We start from the raw sequence: 25,906 nt of genomic DNA, 5'->3' as shown, positions 1-25,906 counted from the left end.
AGCTATATTATCAGGTAGTAGTGTGCAGAACTTAAAGGATGGGGAAGTAAAATTAAAAGATAGTCCATTAGTTAGAAATACAGTTCTGTTTGTATTAGGAATATCTACAACTTTCTTTATACTAGGCTCTTCAGTAAGAGTGCTAAATCATTTTATTACAGCTAATAGAGAATTATTGAGTACAATAGGCGGAATCCTCATAATTATAATGGGGCTTTTTTACTTAGGATATTTGAATTTGCCATTTCTACAAAAAGAGAAAAAGTTTAATTTAGAAGTAAAAGAAATGAAACCATTAACAGCTTATTTACTAGGATTTACTTTTAGTTTTGGTTGGAGCCCGTGTATTGGCCCTATGCTAGCATCTGCTTTAATTATGGCCTCAAGTTCAGAAAGTGTACTAATAGGAAACTTAATGATATTAGTATATACATTAGGCTTTACATTGCCATTTATAATTATTGCTATATTTTATGATAAACTATTTAAATATATTGATAAAATAAAGCTGCATATGAAAACAATACAAAAAGTTGGTGGTGCTTTGTTATTAGTTACTGGTTTGGTAATGGCTTTAGGTGGAACAGATAATATTATTGGATACTTTAGCCAATTCAAAAAGGAACCAACAGAATATAGTCAAGATGAAATAGATAAAAGAGATAAGGCTGAAAAAAGTGATGAAGATGAACATAGGAGGGAAGAGCAGTATTCTTCAGGAGAAGAGGAAGAGGAAACGGAAACATCAGAGGAAGTGCAATTACCAGATTTCACTTTAGTGGATCAATATGGGGAAACCCATACCTTAAGTGATTATAAAGGGAAAGTAGTGTTTTTAAATTTTTGGGCAACCTGGTGTCCACCTTGTAGAATGGAAATGCCAGATATAGAAGAAGTATATAAAGATAATAATAATAACTCAGAAGATGTGATAATATTAGGTGTAGCTGCTCCTGATGTAGGAAGAGAAGGTTCTAAGGAAGATATAATAGGATTTTTAGAAGGGGAAGGATATACTTATCCAGTAGTATTTGATTTTGAAGCAGAAATTATGGAGAAATATGCTATACAGGCATTACCATCTACATTTATAATAGATAAAGAAGGTAATATGAGCCAATATGTGCCAGGAGCTATGGATAAGGGGACTATGGAGAACCTTATAAATAATGCTAAGTAGCTTCAGAATTTTATTACAAAGACTTTGTATATTAAGGAGATGATGTTTTGAAAGTTACTTATGATTTACAGTGTAATTTAGCTCAAACTCTTAATTTATTAGGAGATAGATGGACTATGCTAGTTCTCCACAGAATATCTAAGGATAAAAATACTTTTAAGGAATTGCAAGAAGTTCTAGAAACTATTCCAACTAATATTCTTTCTAATAGGTTAAAACTTCTTGAGAGAAATGGACTTATATACTCAGAACTATATAATGAGCATCCTCCAAGATATAGATACATTGTAACAGAGAAGGGAAAAGATTTTAATCATGTATTTAATACAATGATACTTTGGTCAAATAAATATTTAGGTAACTGTGGTAGAACTTTATGTCATCAAGGATGTGGTAATCAAGTAGAAGTAAAATACTACTGTAAAAACTGTAATGAATATGTTGATGATCTAATTGTAAAGGACATTAAGTAATCATTTAAAAATATAAGATTGTGGGAAGGGGGATATTTAAACATGAAGGATATAAATGATGATACATTCAATAAGGAGGTTCTAGAAAGTGATATACCTGTAGTGGTAGATTTCTGGGCACCATGGTGCGAACCCTGCAAGGCTCTTGTTCCTGTATTAGAAGAATTGGATAATCAATATTCAGATAGGATAAAATTTGTTAAACTTAATGTGGATGAAAATACTATTACAGCACAACAATTTAGAATCCTAAGTATACCTACTATAAAAATATTTAAGAACGGAGAAAAAGTAGAACGTATAACAGGGTTTAAAAGTAAAAATGATTTAGAAAAGGTATTAAATAAATATGTGTAGAGCATTATAGAATTTTAAATAAGATATTATAGGGAAGGATGATGTGAATGATAAAAGAGTTAAAAGATAAAAAGCCAAATATACATGAAGATATATTTATTGCTGAAACTGCTGATGTTATGGGAGAAGTAACTATAGGAAAAGGTAGTAGTCTCTGGTATGGTGCAGTGGCCCGCGGGGATATGAATTATATTACTATTGGAGAGTATACAAATGTTCAAGATAATGCTACACTGCATGTGGATACTGAATCCCCATTAGAAATAGGAGATTATACTACTATAGGGCATAATGCAGTGGTACACGGTTGTAAGGTAGGTAATAACTGTCTAATAGGCATGGGTGCAATAATACTTAATGATGCTGTTATTGGAGATAATTGTATAATAGGGGCAGGAGCTGTAATTACAGAAGGGACTAATATACCAGTGAATTCTTTAGTTATTGGCACTCCTGGAAAGGTTAGAAGGGAATTAAGTCAAGAGGAAATAAAAATCGTAAAATATAATGCAGTTAGATATGAAGAGTTATGGAGAAATGAACATATATAAATAAAAAAGGTATTGAGGATAGCTATCCTTAATACCTTTTTCTATTAAAAAATTGATTTATATTCATGAAGCTGGGTAACAATGGAATACAGTAAAAATAATAGAAGGGGATGTGTATATATGGAAACTTTTTTAACTGAACTTAGTTTAGCTGTTCCTTCAATAATTTATGCAATTGTACTTTTAGTAATTGCTTTTTTAGTAGCAGGGTTTTCTAAAAGTTTAGCAGTAAAGCTTTTAAAGAAGTTAAATCTTGATAAGTATACAGATAAACTGGGAGTAGTAGATGAAACAACGGGAAGTTCTTTAGAATTTGTAGGTAATTTGGTATATGCTATTGTTTTCTTGTTATTCCTTCCAGCTGTTTTAAATAGGTTAGGGATGCAAGGTGTGTCATCACCTATTGAAATGTTTGTTTCTAAGTTTTTAAACTTTTTACCAAATTTAATAGGCGCTATTATTATTTTATCTATAGGTATATTTTTGGCAAAACTTATACGTCAAATAATTACACCAATATTGAAAAGATTAAATGTTGACAGGTTACAAGAGAAAGCAGGTGTTACTACTTCAGATAGTGTAACCATTTCTTCAATGATTTCTTATGTAATATATGTATTAATAATAATTATGTCTATTACAGCGGCACTTCAAGCATTGAATATTTCAGCTATTTCTAATCCAGCTATTTCTATGCTAGATAGAATTTTTAACGCTATACCAAAACTATTTGTTGCTATTGCTATAGTTATTATTGGAAATACAATTGCAAAAATGGCTGGAAAGTTGTTAGAGAATATTCTTTCAAGTGCAGGGACAGATCATTTGATTAATAAATTAATACCATCAGATAATGAAAAAATAAAAAACATCTCATTATCTAAAATAGTTGGGAAAATTGTTAAATATATTATAGTAATATTATTTGTTGTTGAAGCATTTAGTTTTCTAAACTTTCATGTATTGAAATCAGTTGGTGAGGGGATTATATCTTATTTACCATATTTAATTAGTGGAATATTGATTATGGGTATTGCTTTATTTGCTTCTGCATGGATTGAAAATATTATGATTAAGAAACTCTCAAGTTCAAAGTTTATTGCATTAGTTGTAAAATCTTTAATTATTATGGTTGCAGTATTCATGACACTTAGCCAACTAGGCTTTGCAAAATCGATTGTTAATGCAGCATTTATAATAATATTAGGAGCTTTAGCCATAGCTTTTGCAATATCATTTGGTATTGGCGGAAGGGAGTTTGCTTCTAATATTTTAAAAGGAATAGAAAATAAAGTAGAAGAAGAAAAAAAATAAAAAGGGATAATAAGCAAAAGATTTAAGTGTATATATAATATAATTTTTAAGAAGACTTAAATAAGTTTGTTTAATCTGTTAATTAATATTAATAATAAGAGAATTAAGTATAAAAAGTGATACTTTTACACAAAATACAAGCTACGGTGTAAAAGTATCACTATTAATTTTTCACAAGTTTAAATTTCTATTATTAGGAATTAAGAGGATTATTTTCATTTACGGAGCTTAATCTATCATTTAAATAGTCAATATGCCTATCTACTTCAGAACTCATTTGGTCAAACATTTGTTGTGCTTGCTGGTCTTCAGTTGCTTCAGCCATTAAAGAATAACTTCCTTTTGCAGCTTCACATGAAGCAATTGCCTGCTTTAAATCACTTTGTACGGTCATTTTTTTCACCTCACTTTCAAAATTAGATTAACCAAAAGTAAATCTTAAAATTCATAATATATGGTGCATAAAATTACCGTAGTTGTTTAGATATTCTACGTGTATTATTATTCTTTATTAATAAGCTGTTTTTGCCCCATTTTCACTAATTCTCTTACTGTTAATCCAGTTTCTTTTGAGGTTAAATTTTTAGGATCATCTATCGAAAATTCTTCTTTAGTTTCAATTGTAAGTTTTTCTAAAGCTTTTTTGGTTTCTAAAGTTGTTTGTTTTTTTACTGACATTTATATGTCTCCTTATTCAAGAAATAGATTTACAGAGTTAGGTATTTTGCCATGAACCATTCTCTGTACAAATTAATGTTGAACCATCGTCTTTTGTTATTATTGAGCCTACAGCATGCCGCATACCTGCATATACACAGAAAGGATCTTCTCCAGCATTTCCAACAGAATTTTTAGAAATAGGTTTTACCTCATATGGAGCTGAAATAATATTTTTAGTTAAATTATCTTCTTTTTTATGATTTTTCATTATATCCTTCCTCTCTATATATGGTTATATTATTTTTATTTTTCAAAACAACGAAATAAGAGTGTGGTAAATATATAATTATTTTTGACTAAATCTTAATAAATATTCTGCACAATTAAAAGCTATGTTAACTTATTTAGGTTATATGATAAAATAGTGATATAAATAATTTTACATAGGGAGGAATATTATGGATTATAAAAAGTTTGGTAATAAATATATTTTAAGATTAGAACAAGGAGAAGAAGTTGTTACAAAATTAAAGGAATTTTGTAAAGAACAAAATATAAAGTTAGGATGGATTAAAGGCATCGGCGCAGTGAATAAGATAAAAATTGGAATTTTTAAAGTAGATGAGAAAGTATATTATACTAAAGAATTAAGAGGAGATTATGAAATTACCAGTTTATTAGGTAATATTTCTACTATGGATGGAGAAGTTTATTTACATCTGCATATAAATCTATCTGATGATGAATATAAAACCTATGGTGGACATTTAGATTCAGCTATAATAAGTGCTACAGGAGAATTAGTTATAGAAGCTATAGATGGCATTGTAGATAGAGAATTTAATCAGGATATTGGAATAAGTTTGTTTAAATTTGATTAATAGTAAAAGACAAAGCTTTGGCTTCTTGTATTAAATATTCTTTTATCTTGTTTTGAAGTAAAGATATGATAAAATAAAATATAGTTGATAATAGTATATAGAGAAGATTTAATAAAGGAAAGTGGAAATTAATGAAATTAAAGAGATATAGAAAAAAGATGGAACATTCTTATACACTGGGAGCAGCTCCAACAGTAGAATTATTGAAAAGGACTCCAGAACATGTGGTTAAAGTTATACTTAGCAAGAGAATAGATGAAGATGCTAATATTGGAATTATTTATAACATTTGTAGTAAATGGAATATCCCTATTGAAATCGATGAAAAAACTATTAATAGGTTAAGTAATAAAGGAAATTGCTTTGTTATAGGTGTTTTTGAAAAATTTACTAGAAATGTTCAAAGAAATAGTTCACATATCGTGCTAGTGAATCCAAGTAATATGGGGAACCTAGGTACCATTATTCGTACTTGTGTCGGATTTGATATGAATAATTTAGTACTAATAACTCCCTGTGTTGATATTTTTAATCCCAAAGTAGTTAGAGCATCTATGGGAGCTATATTTAATTTGAATTTTTCCCATTATGATTCTTTTGATGAATATTTAAAAGATTATCCTGATAGAAAAATATATACATTAATGTTAAAGGGAGCAACAGAAATTAATAAATTGGAAAGGAAGAAAGAAGAAAAGTTTTCCTTGATTTTTGGTAACGAAGCAGCAGGGTTAGATGATTCTTTTTTAGATATAGGGAAAAGTGTATTAATAAAGCATAATGATTCTATAGATTCTCTAAACCTTCCTATAGCAGTAGGAATAGCCATATATGCTTTTTTAAATTAGAAAATTAGGATTTATATAACAAAGCTGTTGATTTTATTGCTCGACAGCTTTTTCAATTTTTATATATTATGATATAATCTATAAATATATAAACACTAGAATGTCAAAGAGGAGTTTAGCCAGATATGAATATATTAAAAAAGGTAACGGGAAAATTTTTATACGGTCTTGCTAAATTAATATCAGTAATATTAGATGCCTTAATAAAATTAGTAGAAGGTGTAATAACAGTTTTAGGTAATGTAGCTAGAGGATTCATTGCACTAATAGGGGCAGGAGGATGTTTATTATTCTTTATACTCTTTGGTCCTTTAGGGTTAGCAATCCTTATGAATCCGTTGGCACTTTTGCTTATATTATTTTTTATTATAATTCCAGTATTAGGAACTAGATTAGTTTCCTACCTAAAATACTTAAAGTATATTGTAACAGAATACTTACTTGACCGTTCAGCTTATCTTACAGATGGAGTGAGTTATGAATTTGATTCCCTCGATGGTTATAAAAATAAATATAAAAAAATGGAAGCTGAGAGAAAAAGAAGGGAGCAAGAACGTCGTAGGGCTGAACAACAAAGAGAATGGGAAGAAAGATTTAGAAAATGGAATGAATACCAAGATTATCAAAGAAGAAATAGAGATTATTCTACTTATGACTCGTATGGGCAAAATACTAGATACGGTAATCAACAAACTTATGTAGACCCAACTAGTGAATTTAAGAGAAAATATGAAGAAAGTTGTGATTTATTAGGTGTTGCATATAATGCAGATAAATATGAAATAAAATTAGCATATAGAAAGAAGGCAAAAGAATATCATCCAGACTTAAACAAATCTCCGAATGCAACAGAAATGTTTCAAAAAATAGGTAGTGCCTATGAATTTTTAAATGATGGTAATATAGATAGATATAAAAATATGAATTAGGGAGATGAAATTATTTATGAATTGGCTAAAAAGGTTTATGGCTGGTAGGTATGGATTAGATCAATTATCCGTAGTATTAATAATAGTCAATTTTTTAATTTCTATTTTATTAATGTTTTTTAATAGTAGAATATTAAATATACTTAGTATGATTCTTTTAATAATAGTTTTTTATAGAGTACTTTCTAAAGATATAGCAAAGCGATATCAGGAAAATATGAAATTCTTAAGTATATGGAACCCTATGAAAAATAAGGTAGTAAATAAGGTAAAGCAAATAAAGAATTTAAAAAATTATAAATACTATAAATGTCCCAGTTGTAAACAAAAGATTCGGGTACCTAGGGGAAAAGGTAAAATTTCCATTACTTGTCCTAAATGTAGAACCGTTATAATTAAGAATACATAATAAACAAACTAAAATAGAAAGGGTGGTTTTATGACAATAGGATTATATAATTTAATATCTCCTGTACATGAGAAAAATAGAGTAGGGGAAGATGTTAAACCTTTTTTAACAGAGATAGAAAAATTAGTGGGTAAAAGTTTTAAAAAATCCAATATAGATGGAAAAGAGGATTTTCCTCTTAATTTAATATTTGTTGCCACAGGTGGAGTAGAAGGATTATTTAAAGAAAATTATAAGAAATTAAAAGAACCATATTTTCTATTAACTAATGGAGAAAATAATTCTTTTGCTGCTTCTTTAGAAATATTGACTTTTCTAAAACAGAAAGGCTTAGAGGGAGAAATATTACACGGTAGTACTGAATATATCTCAAATAGGATTAAAGATATTTATAAAATAATGGCAGCAAAAGAAAGGATAAATGGAATAAATATAGGTGTAGTAGGAGAGCCATCTGATTGGCTTATTGCTTCAGATGTAGATTATAATAATTTAAAAGATTTATATGGAATAAATTCTATATCTATTGATATAGATGAATTACTTGAAGAAATTGAAAAAGTAGATGTGAAAAGTTTAGAGGAAGTAAGAGAAAACAAAAAAGTAGCAAGATTATATAAAAAATCTTTCAATGATGATAGTTTAAAAGATGCGCTAAAGATATATATAGCATTGAAAAATATTGTTAATAGATATGATTTAAAAGGATTAACAATAAGATGTTTTGATTTATTATCAACAGTTCATAATACAGGTTGTATAGCTGTATCCCTTTTAAATGATGAAGGAATTATTTCCTCTTGTGAAGGAGATGTGCCTGCACTTATTTCTATGCTTATATTAAATGCTTTATCAAGGGAGCCTGTATTTATGGCTAATCCATCTAGTATAAATGTGGAAAATAATGAGGTTGTATTTGCTCATTGTACTATTCCATTAACTATGACTGAAGGTTATGTGTTGGATACTCATTTTGAATCTGGTATAGGAGTTGGAATTCATGGAGAAATAAATCCGGGACAGGCTACAATATTTAAATTAAATAGTAATTTAAAGGATTATTTTGTCAGTGGTATAAATATACAAAAAAACATGTATCATAAAAATCTTTGTAGAACCCAAATTCGAGTTCATATGGACAAAGATGTAAATTATTTCTTAACAAATCCTATGGGGAATCATCATCTTATATGCAAAGGTGATTTAACTACTCTTGTAGATGAATTTATGAAATACAATTAAGATAATATTACATAAAAAACTTCTTTATTGAGAAAATATAATAAAGAAGTTTTTTATATTGAATTTGTTTAATGTAAAAAGTAAATCGGAAGGGGATGGTAAATTAATTATGTATAATAGTATTATAGAAAGAAGATTCGTTGATGAGGGAGTCCACAATATAACTTTAGAAATCCCAGCAAATGAGTATAAAAGTATCTATGATGACTATGATAGTGAAATAGCATCTGAAATTTTAAATTACCATTTACAATATAGAGGAGATGACGGCAGACCTTCAAATATTGAGATTGAATATGAAGAGAATAATATTGTAAGGATTTCTGCAACAGTTAACTATCTGGGAAATGATCATACGGAATATGGAAGATATTAAAACTAGCCTTCTATAAGGTTTAGGAGACAAGGAAGAATCTTACTAACTTTTGACTGTAATACAACAGGATTATATTATAATAGTAAAAGATTTGGAATGAAGTTTTAAGTTATTATTGAGATGAAGAATTTTAAGGGGCATAGAATAGCATAAGAAATTGTTAGAAATTGGTGAAGAAATCTAACATAGGCTAGATTTTTAAAATTAAGAAATATGAAGCTATTGAAGTTTGCCCTTTATCAAAATGGTAGACCGTGTAGAAATAGTGGAATGATAAGGTGAAGTTGTAATACTTTAATATGGGAAAAAAGTGAGAAAAAAGTCAGTCCCTCTTTCTCACTTTTACTTTATTCTGATTTTACTAGGTTATAAAGAGTTTTTACTGGAATTCCAGTGGCTCCCTTAGGTAAGTAGTTTCTTCCTTTTGATATGAATGCTGTGCCCGCAATATCCAGATGAACCCATGGAATGTTATTTACAAATTCTTCAAGGAATAATCCGGCAGTTATAGTCCCAGCTCCTCCACTAACACTATTTTTTAAGTCGGCAAAATCTCCTTTTATAAGGTCTCTATACTCGTCATTAGAAGGAAGTTGCCAAACAGGTTCTCCAGCTAGTTCAGCTGCCTCTTTAACAGTTTCCATAAGGTTTTTATCATTTGTAATAGCACCAGTATTTACATCTCCTAAGGCTACTACACAAGCTCCAGTAAGAGTTGCTAAGTCTATAATTTTATCTGCTTTTTCTACTTCTGTTGCATACCATAGGGCATCAGCTAGGGTTAGCCTACCTTCTGCATCTGTATTTAATACTTCGATAGTTTTACTGGACATAGAACCAATAATATCTCCAGGTTTATAGGCACCACCAGACAACATATTTTCGCAAGCTGCTACAATACCAACTACATTTTTATTTAAATTAGACATGGCTATGGATTTCATTACACCAATAACAGCAGCGGAACCAGCCATATCAGCTTTCATAGTAACCATGCCTTTATTCGTTTTAATAGAATAGCCACCGGAGTCATAAGTAATGCCTTTTCCGACTAATGCTAGCTTTTTCTCATCATTAGGGTTACCATTCCAAGTCATTTTTATAAATTGTGGTTCCTTTTCGGAACCTTTAGAAACAGCTAAAAAGGCTTCCATTCCTAGTTCTTCAATTGCCTTCTTGTCGTAAATTTCTACTTCTACACCAAGACCTACTAGTTCCTTTTTTGCATTTGCAGCAAGTGTTTCAGGAGTCATATACATTGCTGGCTCGTTTACTAAATTTCTAGCTAAAAAGACACCATCCATAATAATTTGTGCTTCTTCTATTGCCTTCTTAGCGTTTTCTTCTTCGCCATTAAGTACATCTAAGTACACATTTTTAACTGTAGATATAGTTTTCTTTTCAGTTAAATATTTTTCAAAACTATATTCTGATTGTAATAAGCCTTCAGAAATAGCCTGAACTACTTTATCATAAGAAAGGTCTTGGAAGTCAGGAACTGTTAATCCTACACTTTCTACTTTTAATTTCATAAGTTTTCGTCCCAACTTAAAAGAAGCTTTTCTAAGAGAATCTAAATTAAGCTTATTTTTTTCTCCTAGACCAACTATAATAAATTTATCGCCTTGGGGGCATAAATGGGAATATATTTCTCCACAACCACCATTAAATAATTCTTTTTCTCTTATAAAATTATATAACTTTTTTCCTTCTTCAATATGTTCATCTTCTTTAAATGCTAAGATAGCCTTTACTTCGCCATATTTTCCAATATTTATTTGCATAACAAACATCCCTCCATTGCTCTTTAGCAACTAATATTTTATATATTGCATTATACCCATTATATCAGAGTTATAATTATACATGTTATAAAAGTGAGTCAGTAGGGACGCCTCTTGCTAGTTCATTAATTAGTGGGATTTCCTTTTGTCATGTCTAATATCTTAATTTTTCTAATATATAGTAACATATAAATGGATATGTAACTAATATATAATTAATATAGAAACAAAAATTTGGTATAATAGATATAAACAGGTAAGTAAAAGACAGGATATTTAACTGAAATAAAAAAGCTATCGGGTTGACAAGCATTATATAGCACTATATAATACTTGTATTAGAGGGAGTAACTGTCCTTTTAGGAACTAAAGTCGTCATCACGGATAAATATCCTGGCTTTAGTGGCTAAATTAGCTTAGTGAGACTCTATAGTCTATTTTTGTATATAATAAACTATAGAGTCTTTTTTATGTTTTTGAACAAAAGATAAGGAAATGGAGTGAAGAATAATGGATGAATTAATTTTTTCTGTTCTTACTGAATTTTCAACGCTACTATTAATTGTGGTTATTGGAGTTAGCTTGTATGTACTTGGTAAGGGAGCTGATATTTTAGTTAATGAAGCAGTGGGATTATCCCTTAGTTGGGGTATTTCTAAAATGGTTGTTGGAGCAACTATTGTAAGTTTAGGAACTACATTACCTGAAATGACTGTATCAGTATTTGCAGCAATAAAGGGAAATCCAGATTTAGCTTTGGGAAATGCAATTGGATCAATTATTACAAATTCTGCATTAATTATAGGTCTTGCGGCATTAGTAGGGACATTGCCTTTAGATAGGAAAAATGTTGTAGGTCAAAGTCGATTGCAGCTAATATCTAGTGGCTTATTAGCTCTTGTTAGTTTACCATTTTTTTCAAAGGGGCCTGGTGGAGTAATAACTCAATGGATGGGTTTTGTTTTTCTTATATTATTAATAATTTATATTGTTGGAACTATTCGCCGTGCAAAGGCTATGAATAATGAGTTAACATTAAACTATGGGGAAGAAGAAGTTTCATTAGCTATACAACTAATAAAACTAGCTTTTGGTATAATATTAGTTATTTTCTCATCAAAGGTGCTTATTCCAAGTGTTGAAATTACAGCTTTACGTGTTGGTATTCCTCAAAGTGTTATTGCAGCAACCTTAGTTGCTTTTGGTACCAGTTTACCTGAGCTTGTAACAGCTATTACAGCAGTAAGAAAAGGCCATGGTGAATTAGCAGTAGGTAATGTTATAGGAGCAAATATATTGAATGTATTATTTGTTACGGGTGCAGCAGCGGCAGTAACCAAAAATGGCTTATCTGTTCCAACTAATTTTTATAAATTGCAAATACCAACTATGTTATTAGTACTAGGTGTTTTTCATATGTTTGCTAAAAATAAAGATGAAAAGATTTCTAAATTTGAAGGACTTTTTTTATTAGTAGCATATATTGCTTATTTGTTACTAAATTATTTTTGGATATAAATATATCTAAAAACAATGAAAGCGCTTAGATAAAATAAATTATCTAAGTGCTTTTAAATCTTGAGCTATCGATATGTAGTCATCCATAGTATCTATATCTTTTAAAATGCCAGAATCTTTAACATTGACAGGAGTAAAACCCCTCTTATTAATAAAATCCCTTAAGGTTTTACAGGAGTCATCTGTAAATAATTTTTTTATTAGATAGCTTTTCACTAACAATGGATGGCCACGTTTCCCATGGTAAATGGGAATAATTATATCCTCATCTAATTTTAGCATTTCCTCATAGGTTTCTTTGCTAACTAGGGGATAATCTCCAGGAATTAAAAAAAATCTTTCTTCCCTAACATTAGCTAGTCCTTTTTTAACAGAACTAAACATTCCGTTTTTATAATTAGAATTATAAATAAGATCTACCTTAGGATATTTATCTAATATGTTTTTTATGTCTTCTACCCTATGGCCACCTACTACAATTATTCTGGAGCATATATCATACATTCCAAGTATGCATTTTTCGATGACTGTTACTCCATCAATATTTAAAACTAACTTGTTTGTTCCAACTCGAGAAGATAATCCAGCAGCTAATATTATTCCCTCAGTTTTTTGCATATTATATATCACCATTTAAAACTGCTTTTATAGCATTTTCAATCTCCTCGTAACCTGTACATCGACACAAATTTGATTGGAGCCATTCTTCTATAACGTATTCATCTGCATTAGGATGAATTTGTGACAAGGCATGACATACCATTAAGAATCCAGAGGTACAATATCCACATTGAAACCCCCAATTTTCCACGAAAGCTTTTTGTATAGGAGCATCTTTTAGTCCTTCAACAGTGAGGATACTCTTTCCTACGGCTTCAACAGTGAGCATTAGACAGGATTTAATAGGCCAATTATCTACTAGTACAGTACAGGCACCACAATCACCATTTTCACAACCGGGTTTTACACTAGTAATATTAAGTTCTTTTCGTAAAGTATGTAACAATGTATCTGATGGTTTTACCAGGACTTCTCTGTCATCCCCGTTTATGTTTAATGTTAAAACAGTATTATCAATAACCTTCAAGATTAGTGCACCTCCTTAAAATTTTCTAAGACTTCGTATAGCATTGTGTGTAGCATAAATTTTCTATATTCAGAAGAGCCATTAAGATCATTTAATATTTTACCAGGTATATTATTAATAACATTAGTTAATTTTTCATTTATAGAAATTGAATTATCATTTAATATATTTTCTATAGTAGTAGATCTAAAAGGGTATTGGCATATACCACTAAAGGCAATATTAATTTTATTATTATTTTTTAATGTAGTAATTGTAATTAAAGGATAGTCTATTTTTTCATTTTTAGTCCTTTTAACATGAAGATAAGGTAAAGTTAAAAATTTATCTTCTATAATTACTTGAACTATTATTTCCCCTTCTGCAAGTTGAATTCTCTTATTAAATATATCTTTTAAAGGAATTCGTTTTTTTCCATCTACGTTTGCAATAACTACATCGCAATTAGATACCATAAGGGGAAGGGTAGTTTCTTTATAGATTATGGTTCCAGCTATATTTCCACCTAAAGTAATTTTGTCTTGAATTGTATGGTCGGCTATTCTTTTTACTGTCAAACTGAGTAAAGGGAAATAATCTAATTCCGCAATATTAGTAAGGGTTACTGCAGAACCAATAATTAATTCATTATTAGATATTTCATGTATATTACATTCTGGAATATCTTTAATATCTATAACGGCATCAGTATGTATATTGTGCATTTTTGCCATACTGATGAACTCGGTTCTACCGCCATAATATATAGGAGATTTTTTCATAGAGTTTAGTTTGGTAAATAAATTAATAGCTTCTTCTATAGTTTTGGGTTTATAATATTCAAAATTAAAAGGTATCATATTTTCCTCCAGTTTTAGTACTCCATATTAATTCAGGGGAAATGGGTAACTTATCGAAATCAGCTTCAGCTACCAATGATATAGCATTGGCAAAGGCAGAAGGCATTCCGAGTATTCCATGTTCCGCTATTCCACGAGCTCCAAAAGGGGCATCTATTTGAGGTGTTTCTATAAACTCTACTAAATATTTAGGGTGTTCTCCAAAATGCATTAATTTGTAGGTTCTTAAGGATGTATTTTCTAATATCCCAGTATCCTTATATAAAAACTCTTCCCTAGTAGCTAGGCCAAGTCCCATACTCATTCCACCCATAATAAGGCCCCTAGCAGTTTTAGGATTTATAACTTTACCTATATCAATAATCGTTGCAGCCTTTAATAATCTATAAGTGTATTTTACAGGGTCATATTCAATTTCTACAGCCTGAGCCCCTACAGTCCAAGAAGTGCCTGTTTTACCTTTTCCAGTTTCCTTATCTAATGAAGTTAAATGTTTCATAATATAACTGCCACGTCCAATCATTTGGCCATTTACAGATATACCATTAGGGTATTTATATCCATGAACTAGATCTTTAAACAAAATACGCATATCAGGATCACTTTTTAAATATACTTTTCCATCATTTATATCTAAATCGTCAGGAGTACATTTAAATACTATGGAACCAAGAGTTTTTAATTGCTGTATTAAATCATCGGCGGCTTTAAGTACTGCATTTCCAACCATGAAAGTAGTCATACTTGCAACAGTTTTCCAGTGTTTAGGAGAAAGTTGTGTATCAACTCCCATAAAAACATGAATCTTATCAACATCCATTTTCATTTTTTCCGCAAGTATTTGAGCCATAGTGGTTTTCATTCCTGGGCCAAGCTCTACGGCAGCGCAATTAAGATTTATACTTCCATCCTTATTTAAGGTAAGGACAACCCCAGAAGAGGCATTAGTAGGGGAAGTAGAAGTTTTCCAAAAGCAACTAATTCCCTTTGCTCTTATTGTACCTTTATCTGTTTTTAGTATTCTACCTTCCTGCCAGTTTATAGCCTCTTTTAATTTTGATATACAGCTTGACAAATTTCCTGTATTGCTTAAGGTTATTTTAGATTGTGTAGGGGAAATATTATTTGGGCCTATAGCGTTTCTCATTCTTAGTTCTAAAGGGTCTATTTTCAAAGTGGAAGCTAATTTATCTAAGATTCTTTCAATACAGAAAGTAAAAGCTGTATGCCCAAATCCACGATAAGAGGTGACATATGTGTGGTTTGTATATACACTATACGAATCACACCAAACATTTTCAATATTATATGGACCAGTGCAATCAGTAGCAATTGCCTTAGCCATACGTGGACCAGTATCAGCGTAGGCACCACAATCAAGATAATAGGTACATTGTAAAGCTTTTATTATTCCAGTCTTAGTAGCACCAATTTTTAAATTAGCCTCAATGCCTATTTTACATGGTGACGAAGCCATATCTTCTTCCCTAGAGTTGACAATTTTAACCTTTCTTCCTCCAACGGCTTTAGATGCTAGGTATGCTATTGGTTCTAGTTGGACAGAAGCTTTTCCACCGAAAGCTCCTCCAACTAAGGGAGTGCGAACAATAATTTTACCTTCCGGAATATTATAAAGTTTCCCTAACTCTTCTTTTATAGCAAAGGGAGCCTGAGTTGATGTATTTATTATTACATTTCCATTAGGCGATATTTATGCCATAGTATTTCGGGTTTCCATAGCAAGATGGTCTGATTGAGGAAGTGTAAAGCTTGATTCTATAATCACGTCACTTTCCTCCCATCCTTTATTTATATCCCCTTTCCTAATCCGGACATTATCCATAATATTTGAATTAAATTCAGGAGATATATTTTTAATTGGGAGAACATATTGAACTAAATTCTCATGTACTAATGGAGCATTAGGTTCTATGGCTTCCTGTATAGAGTTTACTACAGGCAAAGGTTCATAATCTACTTTTATAAGTTGTATAGCACTCAGTGCATCTTCTATACTGTTTGCTACTACTACAGCCACAGGTTCACCGAAATATCTCACCTTATCCCTTGCAATAGGTGGTTTGTCTTCTATAACAGAGCCACTTAAGGTAGGATAATAATCTCCAGTAATTACAGCTTGAACACCAGTGGCCTTTTCAGCTTTTGAAATATCAATTTTCTTTATAATTGCATGGGCATAAGGACTTGTAAGGATTTTAGTATATAAAATATTAGAAGTTACTATATCGGCGTTATACTTTGCAGTACCAGTAACTTTATCCCAAGCCTCTTTTCTTAGGATATCTACTCCAATTTGTGGTCTATATTCCAAGTCATTCACCTCATTTAAATTATCTTCATTAAAACAGTTTCTCCATATTTATTTAAACTATTCAACTAAGAATGAGAAACAGTTTTTTCCAATACTTGCTAAAATAATAATTTTGTTATTTGAAGAGCTTTTGATATAATTATAGAAATAACTTGAATGTATTAAAGGAGGAAAGTTTGTATGTCTTATATATCTAATAAAGGGAGTTTGCTAAAGAGAGTAGAAACAGAACTGTCAATAGCTTCCACAGAAGATAAGAATTTGGCTCTTAAAAAGGTTAGTGAAAGTTTAGAAGAATATAGGAGTTATATATTAGAAAGCAATAGAAAAGATATAGAAATAGCCGAAAAAAACAATATGAAGCCTGGACTAATAGACAGGCTAAAACTAGATAATGATAGATTAGATGGTATAATAGAAGGCATTAATAATATTATTGAACTGCCAGATCCTATATGGAAAAGTGATAAAGTATGGACTATAGAAAATGGACTTACTATATCAAAAATGACTGTACCTTTAGGGGTAATAGGTATAGTATATGAGTCGAGACCTAATGTAACAGTAGATGCCTTTAGTTTGGCTTTGAAAAGTGGTAATTGTATCATGTTAAGAGGAAGTTCAAGTGCTATTCATTCTAATAAGGCTCTTGTAAAAGCAATAAAAGAAGGTTTGAAGGCAAGTAATCTATCAGAGGAAGTAGTACAATTTATAGAAGAGAAGGATAGAAAGTATGTTAATGAAATGCTTAATGCTAATAAGTACCTTGATTTAATTATTCCTAGAGGTGGAAAAGGATTAATAGACTTTATAGTAGAGAATTCTTCAGTACCAGTATTGGAAACAGGTATTGGGAATTGTCATATATATGTAGATGAAGAAGCAGACTTGGAAAAAGCGTTAAACATTGTAAACAATGCAAAGACTCAAAGAGTAGGAGTATGTAATGCCTGTGAAAAATTATTAGTTCATGAGGCTGTAGCAGATAAATTTTTACCTATGATATTCGAAAAATTACACAAGATAGTTGAAATAAGAGGATGTAAAAAAACTAGGGAAATAATAAAGGTTGAAGAAGCAAAAGAATCTGATTGGAAAGAGGAATATTTAGATTATATTATAGCTGTAAAGGTTGTTAAAGATATTGATGAAGGCATAGAACATGTAAATACCTATGGTTCTAAGCATTCAGAAGCTATAATAACAGAGAACTTAACTAATTCCCAGATGTTTTTAAGAAAAGTAGATGCATCAGCAGTATATGTAAATGCATCAACCAGATTTACTGATGGAGGGGAATTTGGATTTGGAGCTGAAATGGGTATTAGTACACAGAAGATTCATGCAAGGGGACCAGTTGGACTAGAACAATTGGTATCATACAAATATTTAGTAATAGGAGAAGGACAAATAAGAAAGTAGAGGGATTAAATGAAGCAAAATACAATAAATAATATCAAAAAAATTGTTATAAAAATAGGAAGTAGTACAATAACTAGTAAGGATGGAGTTATAAACAAAGATTTTTTAGATAATTTAGCTAATCAAGTAAAATCTTTAATTGATGGGGGAAAGCAGGTAGTAATTGTCTCTTCAGGGGCTAGGATTGCAGGGGTATCTACGCTAGGTAGATGGTCAAGGAAGGAAGATGTAAACTATAAACAAGCACTATGTGCAATAGGACAAGTGGAGCTTATGGATTCCTATAGGATAATTTTTAATAATTATAATCTTCATACTGCCCAAATACTATTGACTAGAGAAGATTTTAAAGATGATACAAGAACATTGAATATAAGAAATACATTGTTTACTTTACTAGATGAAAATGTTGTGCCTGTAGTAAATGAAAATGATACAGTTTGTGTAGAGGAAATAAAAATAGGTGATAATGATATGTTAGCTGCTCAAACTACTGTATTATGGGATGCAGATTTACTTGTAATTCTAAGCGATATAGATGGAATATATGATAAAAGCCCTGTAGAACACAAAGATGCTAAGCTAATAGAATTAGTAAATGACATAGATGAATTAGAAGCAAATATATCAATAGGTAAGTCTAGTTCTTTTGGAACAGGGGGAATATCAACTAAATTAAAAGCGGCAAGATTAGTAAATAAATATGGTATAAAAATGATAGTAGCAAATGGTGAAAAAGAAAATATAATAGAAAAATTAATTAATGGGGAAGAAAAAGGAACAGTTTTTATGTAAAATAGTATCAAAAATAAAGGCTAATATCATAGTTCTTATTAGGCACTTAATATATAATGGTGGGCGATATTGGATTCGAACCAATGACCTCCACGATGTCAACGTGGCACTCTAGACCAGCTGAGCCAATCGCCCATTAATTCATTATATATATTATCATAAAACTAAAATAATTTCAATTATAATAATTCTTTTCTTAATTCCTCATTAGATTTTGGAGAAATATATGAAAGAGGAATATCAAATATAGAAAAAGCTCCTTTTTTACCTTCTAAAGCCATCCTATAGACTCCACGAGCAAAAGCCACCAATACAGCAGCAGTAAACTCGGGATTATTATCTAAAGAAAGATTAAATTCCATTCTTTGTCTATGATTATTTTTATTAATATCAGTAGAAATTACAAAACCTCCATGGGGCATTTCAGAATGGTCTTTAATGAATTTTTCCTCTGTAATAAAATGAACTGTAGTATCATAGTCAAGGAAATAATCTGGCATGGTTTTTATTTCCTTTTCAATTCTATCTACATCATCAAAATTAAAAGGAACTACATAGCAAATTCTTTTATGTTTTTCCCTAGCTTCAAGTTGTGGATTTTCACCTGATCTTGCTCTTTCAATGGCATCCTTTATAGGTATAGTATATTGGGCAGCATGCTTTACACCTTTTATTCTGCCAACAGCTTCAGAATGACCTTGACTTACCCCTTCACCCCAGAAAGTATAATCCTGCCCTTTTGGAAGTATAGCTTGGGCCAATAAGCGATTAATAGAGAAAAGTCCTGGATCCCAGCCCACAGAAATTAAACTTACTTTATTTGACTCTCTTGCAACATTATCTATCATATTAAAATAATCAGGTATTTTACTATGATTATCATAAGCATCTATAGTATTGAAACAAGATGAAAGTACTGGGCATTGTTCTGGCAAATCATTAGCAGAACCACCACAAAGTATCATAACATCTATTTCATCTTTATAATCCAGTACCTTAGATATATGAATAACATTTAAATTAGACTTTATAAGAGAAACATCCCTTCTGGTGAAAATTCCTTTTAAAACAAAATCATTATTTTGTTTAAGTGCTAATTCAACCCCTTTACCTAAATTTCCATATCCAACTATTCCTACTCTTATTTTATTTTCCATAAGCACACCTCAGCTTTATATTTTATATTTCTAATTAAAAATAGTTTAGCATAATTTATTCTATTTATCTAATTTAAGATATATTCATGTTATCATTAATTCATGGCTAAGGTCATAGGTATGTAAGATTATTTTGCCAAATGAAGAACGTGGATTAAGTTTTCCTTTGAATGGTGACTTTAAGTTACCAATATACCCTTATGTAGAAGAAGACTATGAAATAATTATATTGTAATCTATAATAGACTAAGGGCTTAGACTTTAGTCTATTTACTTTTATAATAAGGAGAGAGTTGATTATATGAAGATAACTAAATATAGAGATTTGACTATAGTAGATATAAATAAGGAACAATTTTTAGTAATATCCTGTGACTCGTCAGGGGGTATAGGGAATAAAGAAAAAGATATAGTTAAAGTATCGCCGAAAGTCGTGGGATATTATGCAACTCAAGTAGCTCTTATGGAAATACTGTCATTTGGAGCCAAACCAATTACAGTTGTAAATACTTTGTCTGTGGAAATGAACGATACAGGTGGGAAAATAATAAAAGGAATCGAAAAAGCGCTAAGGCCTTTAGACTTTGATATATCTAATTTAATAACAGGTAGTACAGAAGAAAATATACCAGTAGTTCAAACTGGAATGGGAATAACTATATTAGGAATTGTGGATAAAAAGAAATGGAATAAGCCAAGTACACAGGCTGATTTAGCCTCTGTAGTTGTTGGACTTCCAAAAGTGGGAGATGAAGTAGTAGACGATGAAAATAAAACTATAATGGATATTCCAAGATTACTAGAATTAAAAGAAAAAGATTATATAAAGGAAATACTCCCAGTAGGCTCGAAAGGTATATTATATGAATTAGAACAAATGGCTAAAACAAATAATATTAATTATATTTTAGAAAATGATATTTATATAGACCTTAAAAAGTCTGCTGGGCCATCAACTTGTGTAATTATATCTATAGAGGAAGATAAATATGTAGAATTAAAGAATAGTTTTCCTATACCAGTAAACAAAATAGGAAAGTTTACTTAAATATTAATGTTCATTAACTCTTTTAAAAACTTTTCGGTAAAAAATCTAAATAATATTATTTAGGCTTTTTACCGAGTTTAGATTATGCTCTTTAACTAGTAAGAGCCCCTTCTTCTAAATAAAATGAAAAAGGAATAGGTTCAAATATTTACATTGATTCTATTTAGTTGTATAATTTGAATTGTGCCATTATATTGTTTATTTTACTGTATTTAAATGAAGGAGTTAATATTTGGTGTCATTGGTGGAACAGCTTTACTTATGTATGGTGTGATATGATGGGTGATGGTCTTGAAAAGGCCTTAGGGGAAACAATGAAAAAAATACTAACTGTTTTAACAGGAAAAGTTTGGAGTGCATTTCTTGTTGGTATTTTCTTAACAGCAATTGTTCAAAGTAGTACTGCAATTACAGTTTTGACTGTGGGGTTTGTTAATTCTGGTCTTATGAATCTTCCGCAAGCTGTAGGAATAATTTATGGGGCTAATATTGGAACGACAATAACCGCCCAGTTAATGGCCTTCAGTTTTAAATTTAAATTGACTGATGTAGCCCTTCCTATATTAGGGGTGGGTTTTGGAATGATGTTTTTAGGCCTTAAAATTTTAAATAGTGGTATTCCTTTTATGCAGGAAAGCAAATATTTGAAATGTTAGACGAAACCATGATTGCTCTTGAGGACAGAGAAAAAGGAAGTATAAACAAAGTTGTAGAGCTGGAAAATAAAGTTGATGAGTTGAGTGAGAAATTTCAAAAAAATCATATAAAAAGATTAAATAGTGGTATATGTAATATAGATGCCGGGGTAATTTATATAGATATAATAAGCCATCTTGAAAGAATTGCAGATCATGTATATAAAATATCAATGTTTGCTAAAGACGAACTGTTTGGAGAAAAAAGAATGTAAAATAAAAGGAGGGCTAACATGTCTTTTCTTGATAATTTTGGAAAGAAGATAGAAGATGCAACTAAAACAGCGGCAAAAAAATCTAATGAATTAGTGGAAATTACGAAAATTAATGTAGAAATTAAATCTGAAGAGGATAAAATAAAGAAAATTTACACAGAGATAGGTGAAAAAGTCTGTGAAAATTATAATGTAGATGATGAAATCTTCGATGGATTTGAAGAATTATATAATAGGGTTCAAGATTCTAAGGCTAAAATCCATAAATTAAATGAAAGAGATTTAGAAATAAAAAATATTAAGTTATGTAATACATGTAGTGAGAAGTTATCAGAAGATAACTTATACTGTGATAAATGTGGAGCTAGGCAAAAAGTAATAAAACAAAATGAGGATGATGGATTCATAACTATAAATCCAGATAATGAAGAATAGATAAAAGTTCTAAAAATAAGTAGAGATTAACCCTTCCTAAGTTGAAAGGCTATATAAGGGGTTAATCTTTTATTTTTTATTCAAAGCATACTAGTCTCTTTGATGGTAAATGATCGAATCTAAAGTTATCTTTATAATTTTTCAATATATTTATAAAATTACCCATTACTGAATCTATGAATCTATCTTTATGATAGACAATTTTAAAAGTTCTATCTAATAAATTTTTTGAGCAGTGGAATACAGTAATGTCTCCATTTAATACTTCATCTTCAATTAATCTAATAGATATGACAGATGCAAAATTATTTATTAAGATAGCATTCTTTATGGAACCAGGACAATTACTTTGTAAGACTACATTTACAGGAATTTTACTTTTTTGTATATAATCTTCAAATAGTTCCCTAGTTCCACTTCCTTTTTCCCTAAAAATGAAATCTGTGTTTTTAAGATCTTCAATTGTAAGTTTATTTTTTTTGGCTAACCTATGTTTTGAATTACATGCAAGCACTAAAGAATCTATTAAAAAAGGTATGCTTTTCAAATTAGGGTTACTAATATTTCCTTCAATCATAGCTATATCTAATTCGGAGGTTAATAGTTTTTTTTCGATTATTTTAGTATTACTAATACAAGATGAGATGCGAATATCAGGATATATTTTTTTAATATCATTTATAGCATCGGGCAATATACAATTTCCTATTGTAATAGTAGCCCCTATACCTAGAGATTTTTTTGAAGACATTTCTAACATTCTTTTTTCAACATTATCAAATTCAGTAAGAATACTTTTAGAATAAATTAATAGTTTTTCTCCTGCGTCTGTTATGTATAGTTTTTTTCCTAACCGTTGAAATAATAGAACTTCATAGTGCTCTTCCAATTCTTTTATAGCTTGGCTAACAGTTGGTTGAGATAGGAATAATTGATCCGCTGCGTCACACATTTTTCCTGTAGTAGCAACTGCAACAAATATTCTCAGGTGCCGAATGGTCAAAAAAGCCGCCCCCCTTCAATATAGAAAGTAATGAATTTTTATTATAGGTTTTACCTATCGATGTAATAAGATAATACCATTTTACTAAAAAATTAACAAGTGCTATACTTTAATTAGTAGAATAATTAACATAGTTTTACGGTATTAATTAAATTTTTCAAAAAAAACGAGGGGTGGTCAAATGAAAGTTCTCATAATTGGAGGAGTAGCAGCGGGGACGAAAGTTGCTGCAAAACTTAAAAGAGAGAATAGGAATCATGATGTAAAGCTGCTTACAGACAGTAAAGACATCTCCTATGCAGGTTGTGGATTACCTTATTATGTAGGGGAAGTAATTAAAGATAAGGAAGAACTAATAGTAAATACTCCAAAAAGTTTTTCAGAATTAACTGGAATAGAGGTTATTACTAAAACTAAGGTTATCAAGGTTAATCCGGATAGTAAAACAGTAGAGGCTATAGATTTAAATAGCAATGAGAATAAAGAATATACATATGATAAATTAGTAATTGCAACAGGAGCAAGTCCAATTAAACCGCCACTAGAAGGCATGGACCTAGATGGAGTATATTTCATGAGGACTCCAGAAGACGCTATAACATTAAGAGATGAGATAGAGGAATTAAAACCTAGAAGAGTTACAGTAGTAGGTGGAGGATTTATAGGATTAGAAGTTGCAGAGAACTTAGCAGCTCAAGGTATGGTTGCCACTGTAATCGATATGGCAGATACTATTCCACCAGGGTTTGATAAAGAAATGACAGATTACATATTAAATCATTTAGCTGAACATAGAATAATGGTATTTACAGGTACTAAATTAGATTCTATTATTGGTGAGAATGGTAGAGTTAAACAAGTAAAAACTAATAAGCACAAGATGAATACAGATATAGTTGTCCTGTCAATTGGCATAAGAGCAAATACCCAATTCTTAGATGGTTCTGGCATAGAGTTAATGCCAAATGGAACAGTAAAAGTTAATGAATATTTAGAGACTAATATTCCAGATATATATGCAGTTGGAGATTGTGCAACAGTATCTAATAGAATTACAAAAGAACCAGCTTGGTCGCCTATGGGTTCAACAGCTAATATTTCTGGTAGAATTGCAGCTATGAATATTAATGGGAAACAAAATAAATACAATGGAGCTTTGGGGACAGCAGTAGCTCAATTACCAGATTTAAATATTGGTAGAACTGGATTGGTAGAAGATGAGGCTAAAGCAGCAGGATATGAAGCCATTAGCGTAGTAACAGTAGTAGAAGATAAGGCACATTATTTTCCTGGTTCATCATTATTTATAATAAAGATGACAGCTGATAAGAATACAAAGGAACTTTTAGGGGTTCAAGCTTTAGGCTTAGATGGTTCAGCAGTAGATAAAATTATAGATATAGCAGTAACAGCTATATCCCTAAATGGAAATTTAGAAGAGATAAGAGATTTAGATTTAGCTTATGCACCACCGTTTTCAACAGCTATACATCCTTTTGCACACACTGTTAATGTATTACTAAACAAAATATCTGGTGATTTAGTAACTGCAACACCAAAGGAATTTGCTAATGGAGATTTTGATGACTATAAAATTATGGATGCAAGTATAGTTCCAGAATTATCTAATGCTACCTATATAGATTTATCTAAAGTAAATGGTGAAATAAAAGGCTTTGATAAAGAAGACAAGATATTAATTTCTTGTAGTAAAGGAAAAAGAGCTTATATGATGCAAAATAAATTAAAACATTATGGATATAAAAATACAGTAGCCCTTGAGGGTGGAAGTATAGTAAATAATATTAAGTAGTTTAAAATTTATTAAAATAAAGGGGGAATTATAATGGTAAGTTTAACAATTAGTCCAGAAGAACAAAAGAGAGTAAAAGCATTAGGTTTTTTAGCTAATAAAGGGACAGATGAGTTTTCAGCTAGAATAATAACAGTTAATGGAAAAATATCTGCAGAACAAATAAAATGTATAGCTGAAGCAGCAGAAAAATATGGTGATGGTATGATAACATTTACATCAAGGTTGACAATAGAGTGTCCAGGAATACCCTTTGATAAAATTGAAGACTTTAGAGAGTATATAGCTAAAGAAGGTCTTTTAACAGGTGGAACAGGTTCTAAGATAAGACCGGTTGTTTCATGAAAAGGGACTACATGTCAATTTGGTTTAGTAGATACCTTCGATTTAACTGAAGATATCCATAATGAATTTTATCTAAATTGGCATGATGTTTTAACACCGCATAAGTTCAAAATAGGTATGGGTGGATGTCCAAATAACTGTATAAAACCTGATTTAAATGATTTAGGCATATATGGACAGTTAGAACCAAATTATGAT

30 protein-coding genes, 1 tRNA gene and 1 pseudogene are annotated in these 25,906 nt (G+C 30.3%); 20 read left to right on the top strand and 12 right to left on the bottom strand.

Annotated elements, in window-relative coordinates; translation table 11 throughout:
• The 5 genes from VK071_05815 to VK071_05795 form a co-directional block, all read left to right on the top strand.
• Positions 1–1,180 (top strand): cytochrome c biogenesis protein/redoxin (locus VK071_05815; protein HLR34830.1); only part of this gene is annotated, 1,180 nt, incomplete at its 5' end.
• 47 nt (positions 1,181–1,227) lie between these two features.
• The gene (locus tag VK071_05810; protein ID HLR34829.1) at positions 1,228–1,653 is read left to right on the top strand and encodes a helix-turn-helix domain-containing protein; all 426 of its coding nucleotides are present in this window, start codon (positions 1,228–1,230) and stop codon (positions 1,651–1,653) included.
• 42 nt (positions 1,654–1,695) lie between these two features.
• Entirely contained in the window at positions 1,696–2,010 is a 315-nt protein-coding gene (trxA, locus tag VK071_05805) for a thioredoxin (protein HLR34828.1), read from the top strand.
• A 47-nt stretch (positions 2,011–2,057) separates the two neighbouring features.
• Positions 2,058–2,561: a gamma carbonic anhydrase family protein gene (locus tag VK071_05800; GenBank protein ID HLR34827.1), complete on the top strand. Its 504-nt coding sequence runs from the start codon at positions 2,058–2,060 to the stop codon at positions 2,559–2,561.
• Positions 2,562–2,681: 120 nt separating this feature from the next.
• Complete coding sequence (locus tag VK071_05795; GenBank protein ID HLR34826.1) at positions 2,682–3,875, top strand: mechanosensitive ion channel; 1,194 nt, start codon at positions 2,682–2,684, stop codon at positions 3,873–3,875.
• Positions 3,876–4,068: 193 nt separating this feature from the next.
• Here the strand turns inward: VK071_05795 and VK071_05790 are convergent, their stop codons facing one another.
• From VK071_05790 to VK071_05780, 3 genes are all read right to left on the bottom strand, one after another.
• Positions 4,069–4,269: a DUF1657 domain-containing protein gene (locus VK071_05790; GenBank protein HLR34825.1), complete on the bottom strand. Its 201-nt coding sequence runs from the start codon at positions 4,267–4,269 to the stop codon at positions 4,069–4,071.
• A gap of 107 nt (positions 4,270–4,376) precedes the next feature.
• Complete coding sequence (locus VK071_05785; protein HLR34824.1) at positions 4,377–4,553, bottom strand: small acid-soluble spore protein; 177 nt, start codon at positions 4,551–4,553, stop codon at positions 4,377–4,379.
• A gap of 37 nt (positions 4,554–4,590) precedes the next feature.
• The gene (locus tag VK071_05780; GenBank protein ID HLR34823.1) at positions 4,591–4,803 is read right to left on the bottom strand and encodes a hypothetical protein; all 213 of its coding nucleotides are present in this window, start codon (positions 4,801–4,803) and stop codon (positions 4,591–4,593) included.
• Positions 4,804–4,993: 190 nt separating this feature from the next.
• On the opposite strand from VK071_05780, the gene VK071_05775 reads away from it, so the two are divergent.
• From VK071_05775 to VK071_05750, 6 genes are all read left to right on the top strand, one after another.
• Positions 4,994–5,416, top strand: a complete 423-nt coding sequence (locus tag VK071_05775; GenBank protein HLR34822.1) for a PPC domain-containing DNA-binding protein — start codon at positions 4,994–4,996, stop codon at positions 5,414–5,416.
• A gap of 131 nt (positions 5,417–5,547) precedes the next feature.
• On the top strand, positions 5,548–6,264 hold the full coding sequence (locus VK071_05770) for a TrmH family RNA methyltransferase (protein ID HLR34821.1): 717 nt from the start codon (positions 5,548–5,550) through the stop codon (positions 6,262–6,264).
• A gap of 125 nt (positions 6,265–6,389) precedes the next feature.
• On the top strand, positions 6,390–7,193 hold the full coding sequence (locus tag VK071_05765; GenBank protein HLR34820.1) for a DnaJ domain-containing protein: 804 nt from the start codon (positions 6,390–6,392) through the stop codon (positions 7,191–7,193).
• Positions 7,194–7,209: 16 nt separating this feature from the next.
• Positions 7,210–7,602: a hypothetical protein gene (locus VK071_05760; GenBank protein ID HLR34819.1), complete on the top strand. Its 393-nt coding sequence runs from the start codon at positions 7,210–7,212 to the stop codon at positions 7,600–7,602.
• Positions 7,603–7,632: 30 nt separating this feature from the next.
• Complete coding sequence (locus tag VK071_05755; protein HLR34818.1) at positions 7,633–8,844, top strand: hypothetical protein; 1,212 nt, start codon at positions 7,633–7,635, stop codon at positions 8,842–8,844.
• Between the two features lie 58 nt (positions 8,845–8,902).
• Positions 8,903–9,220: a hypothetical protein gene (locus tag VK071_05750; GenBank protein HLR34817.1), complete on the top strand. Its 318-nt coding sequence runs from the start codon at positions 8,903–8,905 to the stop codon at positions 9,218–9,220.
• A 347-nt stretch (positions 9,221–9,567) separates the two neighbouring features.
• On the opposite strand, the gene VK071_05745 is transcribed toward VK071_05750, so the two are convergent.
• Complete coding sequence (locus VK071_05745) at positions 9,568–11,004, bottom strand: leucyl aminopeptidase (protein ID HLR34816.1); 1,437 nt, start codon at positions 11,002–11,004, stop codon at positions 9,568–9,570.
• Positions 11,005–11,514: 510 nt separating this feature from the next.
• On the opposite strand from VK071_05745, the gene VK071_05740 reads away from it, so the two are divergent.
• Positions 11,515–12,522 carry a calcium/sodium antiporter gene (locus VK071_05740; protein HLR34815.1) on the top strand — a complete coding sequence of 336 codons (1,008 nt, stop codon included), beginning with the start codon at positions 11,515–11,517 and terminating at the stop codon, positions 12,520–12,522.
• Between the two features lie 39 nt (positions 12,523–12,561).
• On the opposite strand, the gene VK071_05735 is transcribed toward VK071_05740, so the two are convergent.
• The 5 genes and pseudogenes from VK071_05735 to VK071_05715 form a co-directional block, all read right to left on the bottom strand.
• On the bottom strand, positions 12,562–13,140 hold the full coding sequence (locus VK071_05735) for a nucleotidyltransferase family protein (protein ID HLR34814.1): 579 nt from the start codon (positions 13,138–13,140) through the stop codon (positions 12,562–12,564).
• Position 13,141: 1 nt separating this feature from the next.
• Entirely contained in the window at positions 13,142–13,609 is a 468-nt protein-coding gene (locus tag VK071_05730) for a (2Fe-2S)-binding protein (protein ID HLR34813.1), read from the bottom strand.
• 2 nt (positions 13,610–13,611) lie between these two features.
• The gene (locus VK071_05725; protein ID HLR34812.1) at positions 13,612–14,448 is read right to left on the bottom strand and encodes an FAD binding domain-containing protein; all 837 of its coding nucleotides are present in this window, start codon (positions 14,446–14,448) and stop codon (positions 13,612–13,614) included.
• On the bottom strand, positions 14,435–15,595 hold the full coding sequence (locus tag VK071_05720; protein ID HLR34811.1) for a molybdopterin cofactor-binding domain-containing protein: 1,161 nt from the start codon (positions 15,593–15,595) through the stop codon (positions 14,435–14,437). Before VK071_05720 ends, VK071_05725 begins: the two co-directional genes overlap by 14 nt.
• Before the next feature lie 48 nt (positions 15,596–15,643).
• Positions 15,644–16,789, bottom strand: a pseudogene (locus VK071_05715) (molybdopterin cofactor-binding domain-containing protein).
• 171 nt (positions 16,790–16,960) lie between these two features.
• Here VK071_05715 and VK071_05710 point away from each other — a divergent pair.
• Together VK071_05710 and proB are read left to right on the top strand one after the other, a co-directional pair.
• Positions 16,961–18,202 carry a glutamate-5-semialdehyde dehydrogenase gene (locus VK071_05710; GenBank protein HLR34810.1) on the top strand — a complete coding sequence of 414 codons (1,242 nt, stop codon included), beginning with the start codon at positions 16,961–16,963 and terminating at the stop codon, positions 18,200–18,202.
• 9 nt (positions 18,203–18,211) lie between these two features.
• Positions 18,212–18,997, top strand: a complete 786-nt coding sequence (gene proB, locus VK071_05705) for a glutamate 5-kinase (protein HLR34809.1) — start codon at positions 18,212–18,214, stop codon at positions 18,995–18,997.
• A 57-nt stretch (positions 18,998–19,054) separates the two neighbouring features.
• On the opposite strand, the gene VK071_05700 is transcribed toward proB, so the two are convergent.
• Both VK071_05700 and VK071_05695 read right to left on the bottom strand, forming a co-directional pair.
• A tRNA-Val gene (locus VK071_05700) sits at positions 19,055–19,132 on the bottom strand.
• Positions 19,133–19,176: 44 nt separating this feature from the next.
• Complete coding sequence (locus tag VK071_05695; protein HLR34808.1) at positions 19,177–20,154, bottom strand: diaminopimelate dehydrogenase; 978 nt, start codon at positions 20,152–20,154, stop codon at positions 19,177–19,179.
• A gap of 301 nt (positions 20,155–20,455) precedes the next feature.
• Between VK071_05695 and VK071_05690 the strand changes: the two genes are divergently transcribed.
• The 4 genes from VK071_05690 to VK071_05675 all read left to right on the top strand — a co-directional run bounded on the left by VK071_05690 (position 20,456) and on the right by VK071_05675 (position 22,547).
• Complete coding sequence (locus VK071_05690) at positions 20,456–21,202, top strand: AIR synthase related protein (GenBank protein HLR34807.1); 747 nt, start codon at positions 20,456–20,458, stop codon at positions 21,200–21,202.
• 278 nt (positions 21,203–21,480) lie between these two features.
• Entirely contained in the window at positions 21,481–21,858 is a 378-nt protein-coding gene (locus tag VK071_05685; protein ID HLR34806.1) for a Na/Pi symporter, read from the top strand.
• Positions 21,852–22,112: a PhoU domain-containing protein gene (locus VK071_05680; GenBank protein ID HLR34805.1), complete on the top strand. Its 261-nt coding sequence runs from the start codon at positions 21,852–21,854 to the stop codon at positions 22,110–22,112. Before VK071_05685 ends, VK071_05680 begins: the two co-directional genes overlap by 7 nt.
• A gap of 18 nt (positions 22,113–22,130) precedes the next feature.
• Positions 22,131–22,547: a hypothetical protein gene (locus VK071_05675; GenBank protein HLR34804.1), complete on the top strand. Its 417-nt coding sequence runs from the start codon at positions 22,131–22,133 to the stop codon at positions 22,545–22,547.
• Positions 22,548–22,623: 76 nt separating this feature from the next.
• Here the strand turns inward: VK071_05675 and VK071_05670 are convergent, their stop codons facing one another.
• Positions 22,624–23,550: a LysR family transcriptional regulator gene (locus VK071_05670; GenBank protein ID HLR34803.1), complete on the bottom strand. Its 927-nt coding sequence runs from the start codon at positions 23,548–23,550 to the stop codon at positions 22,624–22,626.
• Positions 23,551–23,731: 181 nt separating this feature from the next.
• Here VK071_05670 and VK071_05665 point away from each other — a divergent pair, with 181 nt between their 5' ends.
• Positions 23,732–25,363 carry an FAD-dependent oxidoreductase gene (locus VK071_05665; protein ID HLR34802.1) on the top strand — a complete coding sequence of 544 codons (1,632 nt, stop codon included), beginning with the start codon at positions 23,732–23,734 and terminating at the stop codon, positions 25,361–25,363.
• 33 nt (positions 25,364–25,396) lie between these two features.
• Entirely contained in the window at positions 25,397–25,708 is a 312-nt protein-coding gene (locus VK071_05660; GenBank protein ID HLR34801.1) for a hypothetical protein, read from the top strand.
• The last annotated feature ends 198 nt before the right edge of the window (positions 25,709–25,906 follow it).

It is taken from the genome of Tissierellales bacterium, from assembly GCA_035301805.1.
In the GTDB taxonomy this organism is placed as follows: domain Bacteria; phylum Bacillota; class Clostridia; order Tissierellales; family DATGTQ01; genus DATGTQ01.
The sequence above is the reverse complement of the archived record's forward strand: the minus strand, read 5'-3'. Positions and strand labels throughout refer to the sequence as shown.